This window comes from Corynebacterium sp. HMSC064H12, from assembly GCF_001809925.1.
Lineage (GTDB): Bacteria > Actinomycetota > Actinomycetes > Mycobacteriales > Mycobacteriaceae > Corynebacterium > Corynebacterium jeikeium_D.
This window is the reverse complement of sequence record NZ_KV799321.1, coordinates 1-24464: the sequence shown is the minus strand read 5'-3', so window position 1 is coordinate 24464 and position 24464 is coordinate 1. Positions and strand designations below refer to the sequence as shown.

20 protein-coding genes and 1 tRNA gene are annotated in these 24464 nt (G+C 58.9%); 12 read left to right on the top strand and 9 right to left on the bottom strand.

Annotation, left to right across the window (positions count from 1 at the left end; all coding sequences use genetic code 11):
• The first annotated feature begins 3 nt into the window (after positions 1 to 3).
• The 5 genes from trpC to pyk all read left to right on the top strand — a co-directional run bounded on the left by trpC (position 4) and on the right by pyk (position 5406).
• On the top strand, positions 4 to 810 hold the full coding sequence (trpC, locus tag HMPREF2681_RS00105) for an indole-3-glycerol phosphate synthase TrpC (RefSeq protein ID WP_049170320.1): 807 nt from the start codon (positions 4 to 6) through the stop codon (positions 808 to 810).
• A gap of 146 nt (positions 811 to 956) precedes the next feature.
• Complete coding sequence (gene trpB, locus HMPREF2681_RS00100) at positions 957 to 2246, top strand: tryptophan synthase subunit beta (protein WP_005510336.1); 1290 nt, start codon at positions 957 to 959, stop codon at positions 2244 to 2246.
• Positions 2247 to 3026: a tryptophan synthase subunit alpha gene (gene trpA / locus HMPREF2681_RS00095; RefSeq protein ID WP_005510360.1), complete on the top strand. Its 780-nt coding sequence runs from the start codon at positions 2247 to 2249 to the stop codon at positions 3024 to 3026.
• 7 nt (positions 3027 to 3033) lie between these two features.
• The gene (gene lgt, locus HMPREF2681_RS00090) at positions 3034 to 3957 is read left to right on the top strand and encodes a prolipoprotein diacylglyceryl transferase (protein ID WP_070545576.1); all 924 of its coding nucleotides are present in this window, start codon (positions 3034 to 3036) and stop codon (positions 3955 to 3957) included.
• Between the two features lie 33 nt (positions 3958 to 3990).
• Positions 3991 to 5406, top strand: a complete 1416-nt coding sequence (pyk, locus tag HMPREF2681_RS00085) for a pyruvate kinase (RefSeq protein ID WP_016422938.1) — start codon at positions 3991 to 3993, stop codon at positions 5404 to 5406.
• Positions 5407 to 5546: 140 nt separating this feature from the next.
• Here the strand turns inward: pyk and HMPREF2681_RS00080 are convergent, their stop codons facing one another.
• Together HMPREF2681_RS00080 and HMPREF2681_RS00075 are read right to left on the bottom strand one after the other, a co-directional pair.
• Positions 5547 to 6824 (bottom strand): amidohydrolase, encoded by a 1278-nt coding sequence (locus HMPREF2681_RS00080; RefSeq protein WP_070545573.1) that lies wholly within the window; start codon positions 6822 to 6824, stop codon positions 5547 to 5549.
• A 43-nt stretch (positions 6825 to 6867) separates the two neighbouring features.
• Entirely contained in the window at positions 6868 to 8217 is a 1350-nt protein-coding gene (locus HMPREF2681_RS00075) for a DUF4921 family protein (RefSeq protein WP_070429591.1), read from the bottom strand.
• A 110-nt stretch (positions 8218 to 8327) separates the two neighbouring features.
• Between HMPREF2681_RS00075 and HMPREF2681_RS00070 the strand changes: the two genes are divergently transcribed.
• The 3 genes from HMPREF2681_RS00070 (at position 8328) to HMPREF2681_RS00060 (ending at position 11157) form a co-directional block, all read left to right on the top strand.
• Positions 8328 to 8711, top strand: a complete 384-nt coding sequence (locus HMPREF2681_RS00070) for a hypothetical protein (protein ID WP_042388759.1) — start codon at positions 8328 to 8330, stop codon at positions 8709 to 8711.
• A gap of 255 nt (positions 8712 to 8966) precedes the next feature.
• Positions 8967 to 10310, top strand: a complete 1344-nt coding sequence (gene gdhA, locus HMPREF2681_RS00065; protein WP_016422934.1) for an NADP-specific glutamate dehydrogenase — start codon at positions 8967 to 8969, stop codon at positions 10308 to 10310.
• Between the two features lie 85 nt (positions 10311 to 10395).
• Positions 10396 to 11157, top strand: coding sequence for a sulfite exporter TauE/SafE family protein (locus HMPREF2681_RS00060; RefSeq protein WP_042388756.1), 762 nt, complete (start codon positions 10396 to 10398; stop codon positions 11155 to 11157).
• Positions 11158 to 11165: 8 nt separating this feature from the next.
• Here the strand turns inward: HMPREF2681_RS00060 and ehuA are convergent, their stop codons facing one another.
• The 4 genes from ehuA to HMPREF2681_RS00040 form a co-directional block, all read right to left on the bottom strand.
• Positions 11166 to 11939 carry an ectoine/hydroxyectoine ABC transporter ATP-binding protein EhuA gene (ehuA, locus tag HMPREF2681_RS00055; RefSeq protein ID WP_016422932.1) on the bottom strand — a complete coding sequence of 258 codons (774 nt, stop codon included), beginning with the start codon at positions 11937 to 11939 and terminating at the stop codon, positions 11166 to 11168.
• On the bottom strand, positions 11940 to 12857 hold the full coding sequence (locus HMPREF2681_RS00050; protein ID WP_369707174.1) for an amino acid ABC transporter permease: 918 nt from the start codon (positions 12855 to 12857) through the stop codon (positions 11940 to 11942).
• A 63-nt stretch (positions 12858 to 12920) separates the two neighbouring features.
• Positions 12921 to 13814, bottom strand: coding sequence for an ABC transporter substrate-binding protein (locus tag HMPREF2681_RS00045; RefSeq protein ID WP_016422930.1), 894 nt, complete (start codon positions 13812 to 13814; stop codon positions 12921 to 12923).
• A gap of 126 nt (positions 13815 to 13940) precedes the next feature.
• Positions 13941 to 15260 (bottom strand): NAD(P)-dependent malic enzyme, encoded by a 1320-nt coding sequence (locus tag HMPREF2681_RS00040; protein WP_016422929.1) that lies wholly within the window; start codon positions 15258 to 15260, stop codon positions 13941 to 13943.
• 758 nt (positions 15261 to 16018) lie between these two features.
• Between HMPREF2681_RS00040 and HMPREF2681_RS00035 the strand changes: the two genes are divergently transcribed.
• Together HMPREF2681_RS00035 and HMPREF2681_RS00030 are read left to right on the top strand one after the other, a co-directional pair.
• Positions 16019 to 16777 carry an Ltp family lipoprotein gene (locus tag HMPREF2681_RS00035; RefSeq protein ID WP_083301566.1) on the top strand — a complete coding sequence of 253 codons (759 nt, stop codon included), beginning with the start codon at positions 16019 to 16021 and terminating at the stop codon, positions 16775 to 16777.
• A 148-nt stretch (positions 16778 to 16925) separates the two neighbouring features.
• The gene (locus HMPREF2681_RS00030; protein WP_070438995.1) at positions 16926 to 17228 is read left to right on the top strand and encodes a hypothetical protein; all 303 of its coding nucleotides are present in this window, start codon (positions 16926 to 16928) and stop codon (positions 17226 to 17228) included.
• A gap of 275 nt (positions 17229 to 17503) precedes the next feature.
• Here HMPREF2681_RS00030 and HMPREF2681_RS00025 read toward each other — a convergent pair.
• The 3 genes from HMPREF2681_RS00025 to HMPREF2681_RS00015 all read right to left on the bottom strand — a co-directional run bounded on the left by HMPREF2681_RS00025 (position 17504) and on the right by HMPREF2681_RS00015 (position 19405).
• Positions 17504 to 17577, bottom strand: a tRNA-Leu gene (locus HMPREF2681_RS00025).
• 50 nt (positions 17578 to 17627) lie between these two features.
• On the bottom strand, positions 17628 to 18605 hold the full coding sequence (locus tag HMPREF2681_RS00020; RefSeq protein WP_070545570.1) for a DUF368 domain-containing protein: 978 nt from the start codon (positions 18603 to 18605) through the stop codon (positions 17628 to 17630).
• A 209-nt stretch (positions 18606 to 18814) separates the two neighbouring features.
• Positions 18815 to 19405, bottom strand: coding sequence for a TetR/AcrR family transcriptional regulator (locus tag HMPREF2681_RS00015; protein ID WP_049190009.1), 591 nt, complete (start codon positions 19403 to 19405; stop codon positions 18815 to 18817).
• A 458-nt stretch (positions 19406 to 19863) separates the two neighbouring features.
• Between HMPREF2681_RS00015 and polA the strand changes: the two genes are divergently transcribed.
• Positions 19864 to 22494 (top strand): DNA polymerase I, encoded by a 2631-nt coding sequence (gene polA / locus HMPREF2681_RS00010; RefSeq protein WP_069359791.1) that lies wholly within the window; start codon positions 19864 to 19866, stop codon positions 22492 to 22494.
• 282 nt (positions 22495 to 22776) lie between these two features.
• On the top strand, positions 22777 to 24240 hold the full coding sequence (rpsA, locus tag HMPREF2681_RS00005; RefSeq protein ID WP_005510285.1) for a 30S ribosomal protein S1: 1464 nt from the start codon (positions 22777 to 22779) through the stop codon (positions 24238 to 24240).
• Positions 24241 to 24464: the final 224 nt, after the last annotated feature.

Sequence of the window (24464 nt, the reverse complement as noted above, 5' to 3'; positions counted from 1 at the left end):
GCCGTGGCTAACGTTCTGGACAAGATTATTGAGGGCGTGCGGGAAGATCTCGCTGCTCGGGAAGCCAAGATTTCCTACGGTGAAATCAAGGAGCTCTCGCTGAAGGCGCCGTCGCCAATTGATGCCGTGGCGGCACTGGCTAAGCCCGGGGTGCAGGTGATTGCAGAGGTCAAGCGTGCCTCTCCGTCGAAGGGAGAGCTGGCTGACATCCCTTCGCCGGAAGTTTTGGCCGCAGAGTACGAGCAGGGTGGCGCGGCTGTCATTTCCTGTCTGACTGAGGAGCGACGCTTCCGCGGTTCGCTCGCCGACCTCGATGCCGTGCGCCGCGCGGTGAACATTCCGGTGCTCCGCAAGGACTTCATCGTCACTCCGTACCAGGTCCATGAGGCCCGCGCACACGGTGCCGACCTGGTGCTGCTGATGTGCTCCGCTTTGGATCAGCCGACGCTGGAGTCCCTGCTGGATCGCACCGAGTCGCTTGGCATGAACGCTCTGGTTGAGGCGCACACCGCAGAAGAGGTCGAGCGTGCCGAGGCCGCTGGTGCCAAGATCCTCGGCATCAACGCTCGCAATCTAAAGACGCTCGACGTGGACCTCTCCGTGTACGAACGTCTTGCGCCGATGCTGCCGGATCATGTTGTGAAGGTGGCGGAGTCCGGTGTTAAGGGGCCGGAGGAACTGCGCTACTACGCCTCTCACGGTGCCGACGCGGTGCTGGTGGGCGAGGGCCTGGTTACTGCGGGCAAGCCGGGTGAGGCTTGCCGACGTCTCGTTGCCGCCGGTGTCCACCCGACTCTCCGCAGCGAGTAGTGGTGGTCCGCGGTTGCGATAAGCAGCTGCATCGCACCGCGAACTCCGCCTCTTTGGTTGCCAGCCACACCTGTTGTGTTGGCACGCCACAGTTTCTTAGGCCTTATGTCCCCGCAACGGGTGGGGATAGTCCACAATAGATAACTGTGAGTGACCAAGATTTCAAGAATCATGATGCCCGCGGTGACCGCCTGCCCACGATGGGTGAGGTAATCGCGGAGACAACGAACCACGAGTCAGATGCCATTGGGCACTGGGGTAAGTGGGGCGGCCAGTTTGTGCCGGAGGCGCTGATGGCCGTTATCGGTGAGGTCACCGATGGCTACGCGAAGGCCCGCGTTGATCAGGATTTTCTCGATGAGCTTGACCGGCTGCAGCGTACTTATGTCGGACGTCCCTCGCCGCTGTACTATGCGGAGAAGTTCTCCGCTGATATCGGCGCTGACGTCTGGCTTAAGCGCGAGGATTTGAACCACACCGGTAGCCACAAGATTAATAACGTCTTGGGTCAGGTTCTGCTTGCTAAGCGCATGGGTAAGAAGAACATTATTGCCGAGACCGGTGCCGGCCAGCACGGTGTCGCAACCGCGACTGCCTGTGCGCTGCTCGGCCTTAACTGCCGTATCTACATGGGCAAGGTCGACGCAATCCGCCAGCGCCTTAATATCGCTCGCATGCGTTTGCTTGGTGCCGAGGTTATCGAGGTCGAGATTGGCTCGAAGACTCTCAAAGACGCAATCAATGAGGCCATGCGTTTTTGGGTTTCACACGCCGATGACACCTACTACTGCTTCGGCACTGCAGCCGGTCCGCACCCGTTCCCAACAATGGTGCGCGACTTCCAGCGCATCATCAGCGCCGAGGCACGCCAGCAGATCCTCGCGGAAACCGGCTCGCTTCCCGACGCTGTCGTGGCCTGTGTCGGCGGCGGTTCTAATGCAATCGGCGCGTTCCACCACTTCATCGATGATGAATCGGTTCGCCTGATTGGCGCTGAAGCTGGCGGTGACGGTGTTGAGACCGGTCGCCATGCAGCACCGATTTCGGCCGCCGGTAATCCGGGTGTGTTCCAGGGCTCCTTCGCCGCCCTGATGCAGAACGAGGATGGCCAGATTACGGAGTCCCACTCGATTTCCGCCGGTCTGGATTACCCGGGCGTGGGGCCAGAGCACTCGTACCTGGCTGATATTGATCGCGCGTCCTACCTGCCGGTGACCGATACCCAGGCGATGCAGGCATTCCAGGATCTGACTCGGATGGAGGGCATCCTGCCCGCTATCGAGTCCGCACACGCGGTGGCTGCCGCCCGACTCATCAGCGGTGATCTAAATGAAGAGCTGGGCCGTAAGCCGCTGATTATCGTCAATGTTTCCGGTCGCGGTGACAAGGATGTCGACACCGCTGCTAAGTGGTTTGATCTGATGGAGGAGTCCTAAATGAGTCTGAGTGACGTCTTTGACAAGGTCCGTGAGGACAACCGCGCAGCATTTATCGGCTATTACCCAGCGGGTTTCCCGACCACCGATAAGTCGATTGAGAACATCAAGGCGATTGTCGACGCTGGCGCCGACATCATCGAGGTTGGCCTGCCTTTCTCCGACCCGATGATGGATGGCCCAACCATTCAGGATGCCGCCAACGTGGCTCTGGATGCGGGCTTCCGCACCCGTGAGATTATGCGCGTGGTCCGCGAAGTCACCGAGCACGGCGGTACCTGTGTGGTTATGAGCTACTGGAACCCGATTCTCCAGTATGGTCCGGAGCGTTTCGCCGAGGACTTGGCCGCCGCTGGTGGTCGTGGCACCATTATCCCGGATCTCATCCCGGAGGAGGCCGGCCAATGGCAGCGTGCAGCTGAGGCCAATGGTCTGTCCAACATCATGTTGGTGGCCCCGTCATCGACCAACGAGCGTCTGCAGCTAACTGCCACTGCGTCGACCGGCTTCGTCTACGCCACCAGCCACATGGGTGTCACAGGTGCCCAGGCCAGCGTCGACTCGGCCGCAGGCAAGTTGGTTGCCCGCACGCGCGAGGTCACCGATACACCGGTGTGCGTCGGTTTGGGGGTCTCCAATGGAGAACAGGCCGCGGAGATTGCCGAGTTTGCAGATGGCGTAATCGTTGGCTCGGCACTGATCAAGGCCGCGATGAAGAGCACCGATGACCTGGTAACGCTCGCCCGTGAACTCGCCGCGGGCGTACGAGGAGAGAGCTAGCGCATTTATGAGTTCCACCCTTGTTCTCGCCGAGACTGCAACCACGTATCTGGCCAACATTCCCTCTCCGCCGCAGGGGGTGTGGCAGTTAGGGCCGCTACCACTGCGCGGTTACGCGATTTCCATCTTGATTGGCGTACTCGTCGGCATTTACTGGATGCAGCGCCGCTACGCGGCCAGGGGTGGAGACCCGGAGTTGGTCCTCGACATTGCCATTGCGGTCATTCCTGCGGGCATTATCGGCGGCCGTCTCTACCACGTCGCCACCGACTGGGAGAAGTACTTCGGCCCCGGCGCCAATCCCGCCGATGCACTGAAAATCACCAATGGTGGCCTCGGCATCTGGGGAGCGGTGGCGCTGGGGGTGCTGGCCGCGTGGGCGGTCGCCAAGTGGCGGAAGGTACCGTTTGTGCCAGTTCTTGACGCGGCCGCACCCGCAATCATCCTTGGACAGGCGATTGGGCGTCTGGGCAATTGGTTCAACCAGGAACTCTACGGTGGCCCAACGTCACTTCCGTGGGGCCTGGAAATCTACCAACGAGTTGATGAGTTTGGACGGGTTGCCCCTGTCACCGGAACGTCGACAGGCGAAGTGCTGGCCGTGGTGCATCCAACGTTTCTCTACGAGATGGTGTGGAACGTCCTCGCCTGTCTGGTCATTGTGTGGGCGGACCGAAAGTTCAAGATGGGCGGAGGACGCGTCTTTGCGCTCTATGTCGCGGCCTACACTTTGGGGCGTTTCTTCATTGAACTCATGCGCGTCGATGACGCAACGCTGATATTCGGTGTGCGTATTAATAACATCACGTCGCTCGTGGTCTTTTTCTGCGCTGTCATTGCTTTGTGGATTCTGCGGTCCAAGAGCCGCGAAACCGCAGCTGAAGTCAGGGGAGAGCGCGAGGCTGCTGAAGCTCACAGTGCTTCCAACTGACGCATAGCCCGTTAAGGGACTAGGCTGGAGGCCGTGCTTAGACGAACGAAGATTGTATGTACCCTCGGTCCAGCAGTTGCTTCGCTGGAGGGGATTACCGGGCTGGTCAACGCCGGCATGGATGTTGCCCGCCTGAATTTCTCTCACGGTGAGCATGAGGACCACGCTCAGAACTACCACTGGGTGCGTGAAGCATCCGACGCTACGGGACATGCCGTCGGTATTCTCGCCGACTTGCAGGGACCAAAGATTCGCCTCGGTCGTTTTAAGGAAGGCTCGACGTATTGGGCTGACGGCGAGATTGTCCGCATCACCGTCGACGATGTCGAAGGCACGCACGACCGCGTCTCCACCACGTACAAGAATCTCGCTGACGATGCCCGTCCGGGCGATCGCCTGCTTGTCGACGATGGCAAGGTGGGCCTGGAGTGCATCGAGGTAGATGGCAACGATGTGGTGTGCCGTGTCATCGAGGGCGGTCCGGTCTCGAACAACAAGGGTGTTTCCCTGCCGGGGATGAACATCTCGGTGCCGGCTCTGTCAGAGAAGGATATCGCCGACCTGCGCTTCGCTCTGAAGCTGGGAGTCGACTTCATCGCGCTGTCCTTCGTCCGTTCGCCTTCCGACGTCGAACTGGTCCATGCGGTCATGGATGAGGTTGGCCGTCGTGTCCCGATTATCGCCAAGCTGGAGAAGCCAGAGGCAGTCGAGTCTCTCGAGGCCATCATCCTGGCTTTCGATGCCGTGATGGTCGCCCGTGGTGACCTTGGTGTTGAGGTGCCGTTGGAAGATGTTCCGCTGGTTCAGAAGCGCGCTATTCAGATTGCCCGCGAGAACGCCAAGCCGGTCATCGTCGCCACCCAGATGCTCGACTCCATGATTTCGAACTCGCGCCCGACTCGTGCGGAGGCCTCCGACGTGGCCAACGCTGTGCTCGATGGCGCAGATGCCGTGATGCTCTCGGGTGAGACCTCGGTTGGTAAGTACCCGCAGTCCACGGTTAAGACCATGGCTCGCATCGTCACCGCCGCTGAGCGCGAGGGGGAAGTTCCTGCGCTGACCCACATGCCTCGCACGAAGCGTGGTGTGATTTCCTACGCAGCTCGCGATATCGGTGAGCGCTTGAATGCCCGCGCTATGGTTGCTTTCACCACCTCGGGTGATACCGCTCGCCGTGTGGCACGCTTGCACTCTCGCCTGCCGCTGCTGGTATTCACTCCGAATCAGCAGGTTCGTTCGCAGCTTGCGCTGACGTGGGGTGCGGAGACCTTCTTGGTGCGCGAGGTTAACAGCACGGATGAGATCATGCAGGTCATCGATGAGCAGCTCTTGACCATGGAAAACTACAACGCTGGCGACACGCTGGTCGTTGTTGCTGGTACCCCTCCAGGAAATGAGGGCAATACCAACATGATTCACGTCCACGTTATTGGCGAGGACGCTCGCTAGCTCTCTGGCGCGTTAGGAAAAGCCGGTAAGCCCTTTTGGGGCTTACCGGCTTTTTGCTTGGAGCCTTTCGACCTGGGCTGTCGGGCTGTTCGGAGGGATCATTGCGCTGTGCGCGGTGGCAAGCGGCCGGCACGCAGCCCTTACTTTGCCAAGTAGGACAGTACGGCGGCAGCGGCGGCAGAAGTCGCGGAGGTAGCCGTCGGCTCGAAGTCCGGCAGGAATGTCGGCATGTGATTCGACGGTACGTCTTCGACCACGCGGTCGGCAGCAACGGCGGCTTCCCACGTATCCCGAGGTGTGGCGCCAACAGTCCAGTAGACATATGGGCAGTTCAGCCCACGCGGCAGGTCTGAGAAGTCCTCCGACGCGGTCCACGGCACAGCATCGGTGGAATCGTCGCCGAGCACAGCGTCCATGACCGGGCGAATCGTGGCAAACGCCTCCGGATCATTGTCAGTGACTTCGCCGTGATCGGAGTACTCAATCACAGGCTCAACCTCAGTGCCGGAAGCCAGGCACTCGCCACGAACAACGCGCTCAATGCCCGCAACGAGCTTCGCGCGCACATCGTTGGAGTAGTAGCGAATATTCAGCACAATCTTGGCCTGGCCGGGGATTGTGTTATTCGAATTGCCGGACTGCAGCGTGCCGACGGACAAAACACCAAACTCGTGGGGAGGAATCTCGCGCCCCACAATTCCTTGCAAGCGCAGAACGATTGCGGCAGCCAAGTACGTCGGGTCAATGGCGTTGTGCGGCATAGATCCATGTGCGGAGCGACCTGTCAGCGTGATGCTAATGGTGTCACAGCCAGCAAGTGCCGGGCCGGGCATGGTCATTACCTGACCTGCGGGGCCGGGAACAATGTGCTGGCCGAAGCACACATCTGGGGTGGGGATGAGGTCTGCCAGGCCGTCGTCAATCATAGCCTGTGCACCACAGGCTAGTTCCTCGGCGGGCTGGAACAGGGCAATGAAAGTACCCGACCACTCAGACTTAGTTGCTGCCATCAGGCTAGCCAGACCAAGACCGGCCGTCATGTGCATGTCATGGCCACAGGCGTGCATGACGGCGGTGGCAGAACCATCGCGGGCGGTACCGGTGGCAGAGGAAGCGAAATCCACACCTGTTTCCTCGAACACCGGAAGCGCATCGATATCAGCGCGGAACAGCACGGTAGGGCCGGGGCCATTTTCCATGACACCAACGAGGCCGTGACCACCGATTCCCTCATACACCGTGTAAGTGCCCATGTCGCGAAGAGCACCGGCCAGATACGCGGCAGTTTTCTCCTCCGCCTGAGATAGCTCCGGGTGCTGGTGCAGGTAACGGTAGATTTCCCACTGCCTGTCCAATGGCACTCGATGAGTGGCGATGAGGTCGCGAATGCGGCTCAGTCGTGCTTCATTGTTGCTCACCTGGATTAAGACTCCTAACTTCTCTCTACTCTGTGCCAGAGAACTACAGTCGCGACCCGTCTTCGACGAGCGGGTTGTACTTCAGCGAGTTTGGCTGGCACTGGCACTCGGTCGCAATGTGAATGCTGTCCGAAATCTTTCCGGTCTCCCGTAAACGGTACATCTCCGGGACAACGCGGTCGCGCAGATCCCATGGGGAGATGGTGTTCAGATAAATCTTGGTGCCACCTTCAAAACCGGCCAAATTTGAGGTGCGCCACTTAATCATTACGCGCCACGGCATGCGGGCATCCAAATCGACAGGGCGGTGGTGCCATTCCTCGTTACACGGAATGGTGGGCCCGGCAGCGGCATGACATGCGTGAATCAGATCCGACATTGCGTCTATCTCAGCCCGGGTTTGCAGCCACGGTTCGCAGACATCCGACTTCGAGAAGATCTCCAGCGTCGGGTAGCGGTGTCCGAATCCTGCGAAAGCCACCGCGTGCTCGTTTTCCGCAATAACCAGGTTGTGGCGGGCCGCATAGTCCACTGCGTATTCGTTGTAGATATTCGGGTTCTTGCGCACCGCCTGCACTTCGCGCTTGAGCTGCTCGCCGTGCTCATCGATGGCCACAAGCTGCTTGTGCAAGTGATCGAAGCTTGCGCCTGCCGGTTTCAGCCAGTTTTGGAAAGCGGCCACATAACGCACGTAGCGGTTCCGTCGGTACAGGTCAGCAATCGACTCGACGGTAAACGCAATGAGTGCGCGGTGCTCGGCAACGCTCAATGTGCCAGAAGAAGCCAGCTGGTTATCGTGGGTAGCGGCGTCGACAAAGTGGCGACGGGCAACAATCACATCGTGGCCGCCGGCGAAATAGCTTGGGGCGCGGCGCAGCAATTCCTCGTCGGAAAGCGCGTTGATTTCCTCTTCACTGCGTCCAGCGGCGCGGTATCGCGTGCGAATGATGTTGAGCACGTGCTCGCGGCCCTTCGGGTCATCGAGGTAGGCCTCCATACGTTGCTGAGTTTCGCGGTCGGGCTCGAAGCCATAGTTTTCCGACCAATAGTCATAGGAGACGATCTCGAACAGGTTGGGCACGCGGCGGAACTCCGCAGTGGTGTCGAAAAGCTGGTCGGGCAGCACTCCCGTCACCGTGCTGTAGCCGCCGAATACCGATTCGTCGAGGACAACGCGGGCCTTCTCCGGCGGGGTTTGCAGCAGGTTGTTCCAGCCAAAGGAGTCGCGGGATCCAAAATCCTCCTCGCTCAATGGCTGCGGATCCGTGTGCTTAATTCCCAACGGCCGATTGCCACGACCTGGGACTGTCCACACCTGGGTACCGGAAAAAGGATTGACTTGCTTCACCGTGCCGTCGGCAAGCGTGATGAGGGGATTGCTGAAAGCCTGCATAAGTCCAACACTACGTCTTTGCTGCCGGTCGGCGCGCCAACGTAGGGGGACAGGGCTTGACGACGGTTAGCTATTGTCTGGCCGTCTCGCGTGGCTTAGCCTGTGAAGTTATGTCGAAGATTGTTTTTCACTGCCTGGTGAAGCCGACCGAATCGGAGGCGCTGGCCGAGGCATTTCGTACCAAGTTGAGTGAGTTTGACCGCGCCGGGCGAATTAGTGACGTGGATGTTTCGGTGGCGTCGGCGGACACGGACGCGCAGTTGGTGGAGCAGTGGGAGCGTGAGAACCCGAAGGAGCCGTTGGGGGATAGGAAGGTATTCCGTTATCTCTTGAGCTTCGATCAGCACGGCGGTTCTCTCAATGAACTCGCTATGGACCTCTCTGAGCTACTGACTCCGCGTGCAGAATTGCCCCCGGACCCAGTGCTGCGTGAGTTCGACGAAATGCTCGAATCTGTTGCGACGTATCCCTGGAATGTTGCCGTATTTAGGTAATATCCTACCTAATTCGTGAAAAGTGTAAGCCTCCACAGAGTCAGTGATTGGCTTGGCCAACGGGTGTAGCGCGAATCGCTACGAGTTTTCCCAGCAATATGCCGTTGTATAATTATGTCCGCTTCAATATCTACAGTTGCCCAGTCCTTGTGCACACAACCTGTGCCACCGAGTTACGGCAACCGGAAAGTGGTTTACAACCGCTGACGGTTTGTTCTTCGTGGGCGCCATAATGGTTTCGCAGAGAGGTTTATTTTGAATATCGAGCAGAAGGTTTCGGGACTCTATGACCAGATTCTCACCCGAAACGCCGGTGAGCCGGAGTTCCACCAGGCAGTGGCAGAAGTTCTGGAGTCGCTGAAGGTCGTCCTGGAAAAGGACCCACACTACGGTGACTACGGCTTGGTTCAGCGTCTGTGTGAGCCGGAGCGTCAGATCATTTTCCGCGTGCCGTGGGTCGATGACCAGGGGAAGGTCCAGGTCAACCGTGGCTTCCGTGTTCAATTCAACTCTGTGCTGGGCCCGTACAAGGGTGGTCTGCGCTTCCACCCGAGCGTGAACCTCGGCATCATTAAGTTCCTGGGCTTCGAGCAGATCTTCAAGAACTCCCTGACCGGCCTGCCGATCGGTGGCGGCAAGGGTGGCTCCGACTTTGATCCGAAGGGCAAGTCCGAGCTAGAAATCATGCGCTTCTGCCAGTCGTTCATGACTGAGCTGCACCGCCACATCGGTGAGTACCGTGACGTCCCGGCCGGTGACATCGGCGTCGGCGGCCGCGAGATTGGCTACCTGTTCGGTCAGTACCGCCGTATGGCCAACCAGCACGAGTCCGGCGTTCTCACCGGTAAGGGCCTGACCTGGGGCGGTTCCCTGGTTCGTACCGAGGCCACCGGTTACGGCTGTGTCTACTTCACTGAAGAGATGATGAAGGCCAACGGTGCTGACATCAACGGTGCCAAGGTCATCGTTTCCGGTTCCGGTAACGTCGCCATCTACGCCATTAAGAAGGCTCAGGAGCTCGGCGCTACCGTCGTCGGTTTCTCTGACTCTTCCGGTTACGTCTCCACCCCGAACGGTGTCGACGTCGAGCTGCTGAAGGAAATCAAGGAAGTTCGTCGTGCTCGCGTCTCCGAGTACGTCGCTGAGGCTGAGGGCGCTGAGTTCCACGAGGGTGGCAACATCTGGGAGCTCAAGGCTGATGTCGCACTGCCGTGTGCAACTCAGAATGAGCTCAATGGCGAGTCCGCCAAGCTGCTGGTCGACAACGGCTGCCGCTTCGTTGCTGAGGGCGCAAACATGCCGTCCACCCCGGAGGCTATCGAGGTCTTCAAGGCCAACGGTGTCCACTTTGCGCCGGGCAAGGCTGCCAATGCCGGTGGTGTTGCTACCTCCGCTCTGGAGATGCAGCAGAACGCTACCCGCGATTCCTGGTCCTTCTCCTACACCGATGAGCGCCTGAAGCGCATCATGACCAACATCTTCAAGAACTGCGAAACCACCGCCGCTGAGTACGATCACGAGGGTAACTACGTGCTCGGTGCCAACATCGCAGGCTTCAAGAAGGTCGCTAACGCAATGCTGGCTCAGGGCGTCATCTAGTCTGCTAACGTTTCCGCTTTACGACGGATCCTCGGCGACCCCGCCCGTCGAAAAGCCAAAAAGCCCACGCTGTAAACTCCCTCCTATGGAGTTATCAGTGTGGGCTTTTGTCTTTATCGTGGCAACGATTTTCATCGGGGCTCTGATGCAGCGAATAGCCGGTATGGGACTCGGACTGTTGGGAGGTCCGGTCCTCTCACTGGTTGCAGGTCCCGTAGCAGGAATTTTGATTATTAACGTGCTCGCATCGGTCAATGCGATCATGCAGACCATCTCGGTGCGAGAGAACGTCGATTGGAAGAAGTTCTGGCTGATTGGCCCGGTGATGGCCTTAGGTGCGCTGCCAGGCGCCTGGGTGGTTCACAACACGCCCAGCGGGCCACTCCAGGTTCTGGTCGGCGGGCTCGTGCTACTCGCGCTGCTAGTGACATCCTTTATGCCTCAGCGCATGCGTGTCGACGGCCCACAATACGCCGTTGCCTCAGGCGTGGCCGGCGGTTTTATGAATACCCTGGCCGGCATTGCGGGCCCAGCCATTACCGTTTACGCACAGGCTTCCCGTTGGCCAGCGCAGACATTTGCAGCCACCCTGCAACCGCTCTTCTTTGTTTCCGGCGCGTTGTCCTTGCTGTTCAAGGAAATCAGCGGTGACGTATCTGTCTTCGCCACCACACCGGTTATCCTCTGGCCGCTGTGTTTGGTTGCCATGATTGTGGGTATATTTTTGGGCACTCGCGTTTCCCGACGAGTGCCCATTGTGCAAGCCCGAAAGCTCGCGGTCATTCTGGCGACTACCGGCGCGGCAGTCACTATGTTTCGCGGAATCTCCGCAACTTTTGGCGCTTAGGCTTGCTGTTACTTCAACAGCGAAGACAGGAAGTTGCGGGTGCGCTCGTGCTGCGGATTACCCAGCACCTCATCCGGGGTGCCTTTCTCCACGACCACGCCGTCAGCCATAAACACGACCTGGTCGGCGACTTCGCGGGCAAAGCCCATCTCGTGCGTCACGACGACCATGGTCATGCCCTTATCGGCCAGACCACGCATGACGTTGAGAACCTCACCGACGAGCTCGGGGTCAAGAGCGGAAGTCGGCTCATCGAAGAGCATTAGCTTCGGCTCCATGGCCAGGGCTCGAGCAATGGCAACACGCTGCTGCTGACCGCCCGAGAGCTGAACAGGGTAGGCATCGGCCTTGTGAGCCAGACCAACAGTCTCCAGCAGCTCCATGGCACGCTTTTCAGCCTGCTCCTGAGAGACGCCCTTTACCAGCACTGGTGCCTCGGTGATATTTCCCAGCACCGTGCGGTGCGGGAACAGGTTGAAGTTCTGGAACACCATGCCGATATCGCGACGCTGACGGGCAGCTTCTGCGGCGGAAATTTCGTAGAGGCTGCCGTTCTTTTCGCGGTAGCCAATCAGGGAACCGTCGACGTAGAGACGGCCGGCATTGACCTTCTCCAGGTGGTTGATGCAGCGCAGCAGTGTGGACTTACCGGAGCCCGAAGGCCCAATGAGGCAGGTAACCGTACCGCGTGGAACTTCCAGGTCGATGCCCTTGAGGACCTCGAGACGGCCGAAGTTCTTCCGAACCTTTTGCGCCTCAACCATCAAATCTTTGGTAGTCATTTACTGCGGATCCTCTCGGTAGAAGTGCTCTTCGTCCTTATCGACAACGCGAGCATTTGCAAGCGGCACACCTTCGGCGTCGGCAAGCGCGGCCAGCTGGCGGGCGGTGAGCTGACGGGTAGCGCCGCGGGCGAAGTAGCGCTCAAGGTAGAACTGTCCGACCATCAGAATTGATGTGATGACCAAGTACCAGGTGGCGGCGACAAGCAGCATCGGCACCGGCAGGAACAGCGCATTGGCGATGTCCGTGGAGCGGCCGTAGAGTTCCAGCGAGAACGGCACTGCGATGACCAGCGAAGTGGTCTTCAGCAGGGAGATGAACTCGTTGCCCGTCGGCGGGATGATGATGCGCATAGCCTGTGGCAAGATGGTGCGGCGGACAGTCTGCCACCAGCTCATACCCAGTGCCTTCGATGCTTCGGTCTGGCCCTCCGGGACAGCCTGGATGCCGGCACGGACAATTTCAGCCATGTATGCGGACTCATTCAAGCCGAGACCGACGAACGCTAACACAAAGGTATTGGACAGGACAGTGCTGAGATCAACCTCGGCAACGCCCAGGTCAATCGTCGAGTAGATAGTGCCGAGGAGGCCCCAAAAGACCAGCTGCACGTAGACCGGAGTTCCTCGGAAAACCCACAGGTAGAACCAAGCAACAGTGGACAGCACGGGGTTGTCCGACATTCGGAGTACGGCGACGATGGCACCGCCGACGATACCGATGAGCATGGCCAGGACCGTTAGTGCAATGGTCCAGCCAGCGGCAGCGGCGATTCGTGTGTCGAACAGGTACTGGAAGTAAACATCCCAGTGGTAGGCCTCGTTGCGGGCGGCACCGATGATGAACCACAGGAAGAGCACAAGCAGCACTGCTGCGGTGATCCAGCGACCCGGGTGCGGCAGCGGTTTGGCCTTAATTTCTTCGTTGAGTTCCGCCTGTGTGGCCTCGTAGCGGGCGCCAGACGCAGATGAGTCGCTCACTTAAAGTTCCTCTCCGTTAATAGTGGCGCGTTCCAAAGCACCGTCTTCCAAACCCCATGTGGTCAGGATTTGCTTGTACTGGCCGTTGTCGATGAGGTACTGCAGCGCCTGCTGGAGTACTGGGCCGAGTTCTGAATCCTTCGGAATAGCGAAGCCGAACGGGGCACCATCGTAGATATCTCCGGCAAGTTCGAGTTTGCCCTCAGAACGATTGACCGCGTAGGCACTGACTGGTGAGTCAGCTGCCAGCGCGTCAGCACGCCCCAGCACCACGGTGGTAGCTGCGGTACCAGCATCCTGGTAGGCCAATTTGTTAATTGGTGGCAAACCGCGATCCAGACAATCCTGATTCTTTACCGGCAGGTCCTCCATGTCAGCGACGGTATTGCGCTGAACAGCGACAGTTTTGCCACAGTAGTTGTCGGAGCTGGCGTCGCTGCCCGGGCGACGTGCCCACTGCAGGCCGGTATCCAGGTAGTCGACGAAGTCGTAGGTCTTGCGGCGCTCCTCGTTTGAGGTGAAGCCGGAGGCACCAACATCAACTGCGCCGGCCGACAGGGCCGGCAGAATCAGTGCGAAATCCTGTTCTTGGATTTCCAGCCGCAGATCCAGGACGCTGGCCATGGCCCGCATGAGGTCAATGTCGAATCCGATGATGGAACCGGCGGAATCCTTAAACTCTGCCGGGGCGAATGTTGGGTTGGTGCCGATGCGCAATACTTCGCGCTTACGAAGATCTGCTGGGACCTGTTTCGCCAGTTCGGGGACCGCTGCCGGTTTGATCTCTGACCAGCCCTCGGGGTTACCGCTTTCGTCATTGGTGACGCAGCCTGTAAGCCCTAAGAACAAGGTCGCAGTCAGCGTGGCAGCCGCCAATGCGATGGGTCTTTTCATATCTGAATATGTTACCTAGGCACAGGAATACCTTAAATTCGGTACCCCTATTCAGCTGCGTCTTAGGCTGGTGCAGGAAAACCGCACACTTTTCAGACTTCCCGGGGAATAGTCAGCGCCGGTTTTCTAGTTCGCTTCAGCTGCAGCAAAGCCATTGCCAGTGACGTCGAGCGGGCCGACCGCGCCGGAGGCCGGGTCGCTCAGCGCAGCATCGCGGACAGCCTTCGCCACGGCCGGCATGACGCGCGAATCCAGCGCCGACGGGATAATGCGGTCGGCACTCAGGTCTTCTACGCCAACATTTGCAATGGCCTGAGTAGCAGCCAGCTTCATGGCCTCGGTGATCCGTTTGGCACCCGCCTCCAGTGCGCCACGGAACAGACCCGGGAAGGCCAGCACATTATTAATCTGGTTCGGATGATCCGAGCGGCCAGTGGCCACGACGGCTCCGTACTTGCGGGCGACTTCCATCGGAATCTCCGGAATCGGGTTGGCCAGCGAGAACAGAATCGGGTCAGCGGCCATTTGGCTAATCGCATCCTCGCCGATACGGCCGGCAGAGACGCCGATGAACACGTTAGCGTCGACAAGCGCATCGTTGATCGAGCCGGTGATACCGCGTGGGTTAGTCATGCCGGCGACCCACTGCTTGATGTCGCTCAGTGGCTCGCGGTCCGGGTGGATGATGCCGCGCGAATCGACGACGACGATGTCGGACACGCCAGCGGACAGCAGCATCTTCGTCGCAGCGACACCAGCGGCACCAGCGCCGGAGATGACCACGCGGAGATCCTGGAAGCTGCGACCTGTCAGCTTGCAGGCGTTGATCAGGCCGGCGGCGATGACGATGGCGGTGCCGTGCTGGTCGTCGTGGAAGATGGGGATGTCGAGCTCTTGGTCGAGACGCTGCTCGATCTCGAAGCAGCGAGGCGCGGAGATGTCTTCGAGGTTCACTCCGCCAAACGACGGCGCCAGCGCCTTGACCGTCTGGATGATTTCCTCTGTATTGAGGGTATCCAGGACGATTGGCACAGCGGAGATGCCGGCGAACTGCTCGAAGAGCTGGGCTTTTCCTTCCATCACCGGTAGCGCGGCCTTGGGCCCGATGTCGCCAAGGCCAAGCACGGCGGTGCCGTCGGAAACCACTGCGACGTTCTGGCCGGTCCAGGTGTAGGTGCGGGCCAGAGCCGGATCTTCGTGGATGGCCTCACAGACGCGAGCGACACCTGGGGTGTAGCCGATGGAGAGGTCGCGAATTGTCTCGAGCTTCATGGTGGAGTGGGAGCGGAGCTTGCCGCCTCGGTGTGCCTCAAAGATTTCCGCATCGGTGATGGTCGACGGATCTGTGGGGGCGGTGTCCTCCGGTACTGCGTGAAGTGGCGTCTTAGCGGAGTTCGCGTTCGCAGTGTGGGCGGAGGAGCTAGAGGGGGAATTCGCAGCAGGCATGATGACAGTCCAAAACGTGTTGAGTACTGAGTACTTTGTACTTTGAGAAAACTCGACCGCGGCGTGAGCTGCTGGTGGGCAGTGCGTAAAGCCGGGAGCAAAGCTTGGCAGGTGATACGTAGTGGTGTGCGTAAAAACTAAACCAGTCTTGCTATACGGGATTGGTATCTCATTATATGGACAGTGGGGTGGAGAATAAAATCTTTGCGGTTGGGGGAGCGGGGATTTGGGAAGTGTCGTGGGGCTGGCGGCCGCGGGCGTGATGCCGGAACCCCGGCTTTTGCCGAGTTCGACGAGTCCTGCCATGGCATCGTTTGTGTTAAGGGCTACTCAGCTGCGTCGTTTGTGATGAAGGTGTGCACCGGGGCTTGCTCGGAAGCATCTTTGTTAGGAAGTGCCTTCGGTGGGGTGTCTATGTGCTGTCGGGTTCCATATGGGCGGCTGTCGTTGGAGGGGGCTCCACCCCTTGGCCGCTTTTGGCCTTCTATTGGTTTGGAAAATGTTGGCGATATTATTTGCCGATATTGAGCAAGCGCTGGCCAGGGTTGAAGGTTAGTTTTAAAGAGATTAACCAGTTCCAAGCCCTGTTCTATGGGGTAGAGGCCTGGTTTTTTCTTACCTTCAGTGGTGCCTTATGGTTCGCGAATCGAAAATATTTGTGTAGTGAGGAAAGTTGAATCCGGGGTTCCTGGGATAGTTCCAACTGACGACAGAGAGCTGTTCGTTTATTGCAACTTCTACGCAGGAGGCTTTTTACGATGTCCGATTCCACTTTCCCCCAGAACCCGCAGAGCCCACAGAACCCGTATGGCTCCCAGAATCCGTATATATCCCAGGATCCGCAGGCTTCGCTGGGGCGGCAGTACTACCAGCACAACCCGCAGGATCCGCTCGGCCAGCAGTCCTACCCGCAGGGTCCGTCGGCAGCGGGGCAGGTGCCTCCGGCTCCGAAAGAAAAGAAGAAGGGTGGCTGCTTCAAATGGGGTGGTATCGCCGCGGGCGCTGTCGTGGTCCTAGCTGTGGCGGCCAGCTTGACTGGTGGCGGTGACACTGACGCGGGTTCCGATTCTGAAGCTGCGTCTCTCTTTGGCTCGGAGACTGCCGTTGTGGCTGATTCTGGGACTGTTGAGAATGCCGATTTCGCTGAGGCACCCGAGGCAGGTGCAGATGAGCAGCAGGGTCAGACGGGGGAGCAGCAAAAGCAGGATGAGAAGGTCTCGACTGAATACAAGAATGCTCTCCGCAAGGCAGAGATTTACGCGAATCGCATGCACATGTCGAAGGCCGGTATTTATGATCAGCTGACCTCGGAGTATGGCGAGAAATTCTCATCGGAGGCAGCCCAGTATGCAATGGATAACCTTGAAGCGGACTGGAATAAGAACGCACTGGAAAAGGCGAGAATCTACCAGGATTCGATGGCAATGTCCCCGGATGCGGTTTACGAGCAGCTGACGTCGGAATACGGTGAGCAGTTTACTCCGGAGGAAGCTCAGTACGCGGTGGATAACCTGTAGCAGCGGGCTTCGTTTGTTGATGACGCCAATTGGCCAGAGTCCAGTTGGATGCATGCTGCAGAAGGACGGCTTCCGCTTCACCAGAATGCATTTGCTGCACACTGAACGGCTGCTGGTGAAGCGGAAACCGTCTTGGCAGTTTTAATGCGTGACCGGGCAGTTGAGCGAGTGTCTGCAGCACAACTTCGGCGCGGTACAATTCGTGCCGTTTAACAACCGCGCCCGCATCGGCGACCGCGGCGGCAAATCAGAAGTAACTGCGCCACTGCGCCGCTACCCAGACGCAGCCACCTATCTTGCAGAAGACATCGCTGAGTTTCGAGTCTCCATCACAGAAGAGCAGCGGCAAGCTTTGTTGAGCGGGATTTCCGAGTACTCCGATGGCGATGAAGAAGTTTTCAGAGCGTATGCTCGCCTGTTGAAATCATCGGACTCAAAAGCCATGGAGTAGCCACATTCGCGGGGTGCGAGTCCCCGCCATGGCACTGCCCCGTTCACTCAATCGGTAGTGGCGGGGTTTTCTTATGCCCAAAAACAGATTCACCCAGGAGTTAACGCAGGATTCAGCAGGCAATACGTGGCTCTTTTTTGGCTCATTTTTGGTGCAAAATACCCGTGAAAGTACGTGAAAGTGCGTGAAAAAGAGTGAAAGATAATGAATACGCGGGCAACCAAAAACCCGCCCCCACCAGGCTAAAAGTCAGGTGAAGGCGGGTTTTAAAATCGTGCCCCCGGTGAGACTCGAACTCACACTGGACGGGTTTTGAATCCGTTGCCTCTGCCAATTGGGCTACAGGGGCGCAAAGCCGTCGATAAGCGAAAATGCTCTATCGAAGCGACTTTGACTAGTTTAGTCCATCGACCCCGAATTAGAAAAACGGCGCTGCGCATAAGCGACGACGCTGACGATTGCGGCGCCGAGAATGAACAGTCCGAGGGCGAGTCCCCAGTCGGAGCCGATGCCCTGGAGCTCGTTGTTTTCGGTCTGCCACGGCCAGAGAGCGCGCAGTGAACCGAGCATGAGGCCGGACATGGCGACCAACGTGAGCGCCTGGTGCGTACTCAGCAGCCATTCGAGGAGGCGGATGAACAGGACGATGCCAATCAGCGCGCCGACGAAGAACGTGCCGATGTAGGCGAAGTCACGGTCGTGAATTGCGCCCATGGTCGGTGCGTAGAGTCCGATGACCAGCAGGAAGAAAGAGCCCGAAACGCCCGGCAGAACCAGTGCGCACACGGCAATCGAGGCGGCGATGAGTACGAGCCAGAGAGGCGGCTGCGTCGGTGCGGCCTGGGGGAGGGAGGTCAGCGCGAACAGGGCGATGCTGAAGAACAGGAAGACTGCGATGGCCTTGCCGCGCATGCCCGGCTGACGCAGAGCGCCTGGCTGTAGCTCGTTCAGCGGCATGGTGATCGAGGCGGTGATCATGCCCATGAACAGTGCTCGGGAAGCGACTGGTTGGTTGGTGACGAAGTTCTCCATGATGCCTGCCATGGAGAAGACCACGGCAACCATGCCGATAGCCACCGGGATGAGCAGCCACCAGTCGATTCTGCGAAGGTCCTCCTTGAAGGTGCCCTTCGAAGTTGCCCGCGGCAGGTCGGTGATGCGCTTTGCCGATTCAATCAGGCGTCCGTAGATGCCCGTGATCAGCGCAAGGGTGCCGCCGGAGACCCCCGGAATCGTCTCGGCGAGACCAATGAGGCCACCGCGAACTGCGTTGGCGATGACACCCAGCGGGGTCGGCTTCGGGATTTCAGAGTAGGGGCTCGTGGTCGGCAGCGTGGTCGACTCTGCGCCAGGAGCGCTCGTATTTTCAGTAGACATCGCAGGCCATTGTATGTCTTCCACCTGAGAAGAAGCGTATTTCCGTGTGTGTATTAGTAGCTTCGGGGTGCGATTAAAGACACAAAACAAAAAAGCAGCGCCTGGGGTGGCGCTGCTGATTCAGTGAGTTACGCAGGAGTAGTCGGTGGCAGTGGGGGGGGGCAGTAGGCGGTGGGCAGTGGAGCTGCTTTCTTAGCCGTGCTCGGTTCTTAGCCGTGTTCGATGATTTGCTGCAGGCAGCTGCCCAGGGCCTCAACCGAAATCCTCGGCGCGTTGGCCTCATCGATTAGGCCGGTGTCGGAAAGAACTAGGTATCCGACGCAGAGGGAAATAGCCATCTGGCTGCGGTGCACAGCAGTGTCGTAGCTAACGTCTTCCGGTCCGTCCGCTTCGACGCGGCGAATTAGGTCATCTGCAACAGCTTCATTGAACCGCTCGGCAATGACTTTTGCGGTTTCCTCGGAGTCGAGGGATCCGACAATCAGTGGAATCATGGACTGTCCGGCCATTCCTTGACCAGTCAAAATAGCGCTGGCCATCCGCTGGCCAAGTTCATTGAAGGGAGCTCGGCTGAGTGTGCCTTTGAACTGGCTGAAGTCAATCAGTTCGGCCATGAGACCTTCTTTGGAGCCGAAGTACTTGATGATGAGCGGCGCGCTAACGCCCGCATCGCTGGCAATTTCCTTCAGCGGCACGCTTCGCAAAGGCTTGCGCGCGAAGTGCCGAGCTGCAGCCGCGATGATGCGCTCGCGGGTGGACTGGGCGCTCCGTTGGAAATCGGTCGAATCGAACTCACTCATGCTGAAGAGTCTAAAGCCATGAAAGCGTAACTACGCCAATTGATTTCAGAGGCATGCGCAGGACGTGGTGATATGTTTTCGCGGCCACCTCAAAGAGGGGGTAATTTCTAGGTGCCTCATTTGGGGCAGGTTCCGCGCATGTTGTTGAACGATCGCTGGAAAATATGGAAAAACTCCAGGAAAATAAGGCGAATATTAAAGTTGGATTACAGTATTTCGGAAACTGAAACCAAGTGCCAAACGACGCTCGGGAGGCTCACTCTTGCGAATCACTGTTCAGGTGGGCTAAGGGCTGTTGAACCCGTTTCAAAATGCAGCCTGATTACCGTAATTATTGTTCACTGAAGCTGACCGGCCAACAGCTCATCCTCCGCAGCTCGCGATTCCTCAACGCGCATCTCAGTTTTCCTACGCTGTTCAATATTTTCCTACACTGGGATGTCATGAAGAAGACCCTCATGCTTATCGACGGTCATTCCATGGCCTTCCGCGCGTTCTTTGCCCTTCCGGTGGATAATTTCTCAACCACCGGTGGTCAGACAACGAACGCGGTGTACGGCTTCCTTTCTATGCTGTCCAATATCCTCAGCGAGGAAAAGCCCACGCACGTGGCGGTCGCCTTCGATGTCGCCCGCGAGACCTTCCGCAACGAGATCTTCCCGGAGTATAAGGCTCAGCGTGAGAAGACTCCTGAGGAATTCCGTGGTCAGGTGCCGCTTATTCAGCAGGTGCTGAAAGAGATGGGCATCGTCACGCTGGAAAAGGACAACTATGAGGCCGACGACATTATCGCGACTTTGGCTACCCAAGCCAAGCCTGAGGGCTTCGAAACGCTCATCGTCACCGGTGACCGTGACTCGTTCCAGTTGGTCAACGACACCACCACGGTGCTTTATCCAATGCGCGGCGTCACCACGCTGCATCGCTTCACGCCTGCTGCTATCGAGAAGAAGTACGGTCTGACGCCGACTCAGTACCCGGACTTCGCTGCTCTCCGCGGCGACCCCTCCGACAACCTCCCGGGCATTCCGGGGGTCGGCGAGAAGACCGCGACGAAGTGGATCGTTCAGTACGGCACGCTGGCAAACCTCATCGACCACGCTGACGAAATCCGCGGCAAAGTCGGCGATAACTTCCGCGAGCGCGTCGCAAACGTCCAGCTGAACCGCGACATCACCGAAATGGTCAAGGACCTGCCCTTGCCATACGGTCCGAACGAGCTCGAGCTCCGTCCCGCCGACGCCCAGGGAATCATCGACTTCTTCGACCGCCTCGAATTCGGCGACAACCTTCGCGAGCGCGTGTTCCGCACCCTTTCCATCGAAGGCGCGGGCGTCACCGCCTCCACCAGCGACAGTGCGACAAAGCTCGAGGCTGTTTCGCTTGACGACGGCGCCCTGGCTGCCTGGCTCGATAATCTGCACGAGCCGGCCGCGTTGCAGGTCGGGGAGCACACCCTGATGATTGGCTCCGCAGATGAGAAGGGCAAGACCTCCGGCCAGGCTGTTTCTCTCGACTTGGGTGATCTTTCCGCCGAAGATGCCGACGCACTGCGCGAGTGGCTCGCTGGCGACCATCCGAAGCTGGTGCATGACTCTAAAACGGCCATGCATGCACTCTGGAACTACGACTTCGAGCTGGCCGGGGTCATCCACGACACCTTCCTGGCTGCGTATCTGCTGCGCCCAAGCCAGCGCAGCTACAGCTTGGACAACGTCGTCCAGCGTCACCTGGGCCAGACTCTTTCGCAGGCCGATGGCCAAATGACCCTGCTCGATGGCCCGGCCGAAGACGCTTCCTATGTCGCCGCCGTCATCGACCTGGCTGAGCGATTGGCTGTCGAACTCGACGAGGCCGGGCTCTACAGCGTGTACGCCGACCTGGAAGTCCCGCTCGCCCCAGTGCTGGGTCGGATGGAGCGTGCCGGTATCGCTGTCGATGTTGATGCGCTCGAGGAGCTCCGAAAGCAGGCGCAGGCGGCTACCGATGAAGCGGAGAGTGAGGCTCGCAACCTCGTCGATAAGCCTGAGTTGAATCTCGGATCGCCGAAGCAGTTGCAAGAGGTCCTGTTTGACCAGCTGGGGATGCCCAGGACAAAGAAGACGAAGACTGGCTATTCCACGGCGGCGAAGGAGATTGAGGGGCTGGCGAAGGTCAACCCGCATCCGTTCCTGGATTACCTGCTGAAGTTTCGCGAGTCGCAGAAGATGAAGTCGACCGTGGAGGGGCTGATTAAGGCTGTCGCTGATGATGGCCGTATTCATACGACTTTTAATCAGACGGTCGCGGCGACGGGGCGTCTGTCGTCGACGGAGCCGAATCTGCAGAACATCCCGGTGCGCACGGAGTTCGGGCGACGGATTCGTGAGGCGTTCGTGGTCGGCGATGGCTATGAGCAGCTGATCACCGCGGACTACTCGCAGATTGAGATGCGCGTGATGGCGCACCTGTCGCAGGATCCGGGGCTGATTGAGGCCTACCGACAGGGCGAGGACCTGCACAACTACGTTGGTTCGAAGGTTTTCGGTGTCGGCATCGATGAGGTTACGCCCGAGCTGCGTCGTCGTGTGAAGGCGATGAGTTACGGTCTGGCTTATGGTCTGAGTGCTTTTGGTCTGGCGCAGCAGCTCGACATTCCGCAGCGCGAGGCGAAGAAGCTCATGGAGGACTACTTCGAGCGCTTCGGCGGCGTGCGCGATTACCTGCACAAGGTTGTTGAGCGGGCGCGCAAGGACGGCTTTACGGCCACGATGTTCGATCGTCGTCGCTACCTGCCGGAACTCAACGCCGACAACCGCATCGCTCGCGATAACGCGGAACGTGCGGCATTGAACTCGCCGATTCAGGGGTCGGCGGCAGACATTATTAAGATTGCGATGCTCCGGGTCGACGATGCTTTACGACGGGGCGGGTTGCGCTCACGTGTCCTCCTGCAGGTTCATGACGAACTGGTTGTTGAAGTTGCAGATGGGGAAGAGGGAGCCATCAAGGAGCTGTTGCATCGCGAGATGGACTCGGCGGCTGAATTGCTGGTGCCGTTGGATGTTTCCATCGGTGCTGGTGTGAACTGGGATACTGCTGCGCATTAGTGGTGCGAAGGTCGGGCCGTAGTGCTGGTCGGCGGACTTGATGCGGGCTTGCCGCGGATGTGTTGCGGACTTGAATGTCGCAGCTCAAATCGGTATTGTTCGCTAGGTATGCATTAGCGTGCCGACTTTGCAGCCTCGAGCTTCATGGACATCGGGTTAACTAATTGCCAATGGTGAGATTCGCCGAAAGCGGATTTGGCCCGGTTGTCCAGGGGTTTCTTTGAGGGGCAAGGCCGAAATTGTCCGTTTTTCGATTTCTATCCGCTTCGGAGCACATCTTATATGTCCACTTCTAACGTCCCTCAGGTTGCCATCAACGACATTGGCACCGCTGAGGATTTCCTGGCCGCTGTCGACTCGACGATGAAGTACTTCAACGATGGTGACATCGTTGAAGGCACCGTCGTTAAGGTTGACCGCGACGAGGTTCTTCTCGACATCGGCTACAAGACTGAAGGTGTCATTCCTTCCCGCGAACTGTCCATCAAGCACGATGTCGACCCTGACGAAGTGGTCGAAGTTGGCGATGAGATCGACGCGCTGGTCCTGACCAAGGAAGACAAGGAAGGCCGCCTCATCCTGTCCAAGAAGCGCGCTCAGTACGAGCGTGCTTGGGGCACCATCGAGCAGCTCAAGGAGAACGACGAACCGGTTACCGGTACCGTCATCGAGGTCGTCAAGGGCGGCCTGATCCTCGACATCGGCCTGCGCGGCTTCCTGCCGGCTTCCCTCGTCGAGATGCGTCGTGTCCGCGACCTCCAGCCGTACATCGGCCAGGAGATCGAGGCCAAGATCATCGAGCTCGACAAGAACCGCAACAACGTCGTTCTGTCCCGCCGTGCATGGCTCGAGCAGACCCAGTCTGAGGTCCGCTCTGAGTTCCTGCACCAGCTGCAGAAGGGCCAGGTCCGCAAGGGTGTCGTTTCCTCCATCGTCAACTTCGGCGCATTCGTCGATCTCGGCGGTGTTGACGGCCTGGTTCACGTTTCCGAGCTGTCCTGGAAGCACATCGACCACCCGTCCGAGGTTGTCCAGGTTGGCGACGAGGTCACCGTCGAGGTTCTCGAGGTCGACCTGAACCGCGAGCGCGTTTCCCTGTCCCTGAAGGCTACTCAGGAAGATCCGTGGCGCGTCTTCGCCCGCACTCACGCAATCGGCCAGATTGTTCCGGGCAAGGTCACCAAGCTGGTTCCGTTCGGTGCGTTCGTCCGCGTCGAGGAGGGCATCGAGGGCCTGGTTCACATCTCCGAGCTGGCTTCCCGCCACATCGACGTTCCGGACCAGATTGTCTCCGTCGACGAGCAGGTCATGGTCAAGGTCATCGACATCGACCTCGAGCGTCGTCGTATCTCCCTGTCCCTCAAGCAGGCTGACGAGGACTTCACCGAAGAGTTCGACCCGACCAAGTACGGCATGGGCGACTCCTACGACGAGCAGGGCAACTACATCTTCCCGGAGGGCTTCGACCCGGAGACCAACGAGTGGATGGAGGGCTTCGAGACCCAGCGCGCAGAGTGGGAGGCTCGCTACGCAGAGGCAGAGCGTCACCACCAGCTGCACGCTGCCCAGATCGAGCGTCACCGCGCTGCAGCTGCCGAGGCTGCAGAGACCGCTTCGAACTACTCCTCCGAGTCCGGCGAGGCAGCTCCGGCTGCTCCGGCCGCACCGGCTGCAGACAATGCAGGCGGCACCCTGGCTTCCGACGAGCAGCTCGCTGCTCTGCGCGAGAAGCTGGCTGGCAACTAAGCTAGACCGCTAAGGGCTTACACGTCCCTTTGAGAAATCGCCCCGGCGAGGTTTTCCTCGCTGGGGCTTTTTCGTGCCTTCTTTGCTTTACGACGGGCACCTGCTCGGCCTTGTTCTTTGGGAGCTTGCTGCATTTTTGGTCCTGGTGTTGGGGCTTTGGGCCATAAAGGTGGCGCCGCTGTTGTCTAGGGCGGGTTAAGTAAAGAAAAGTGTGTCTTTTCCGG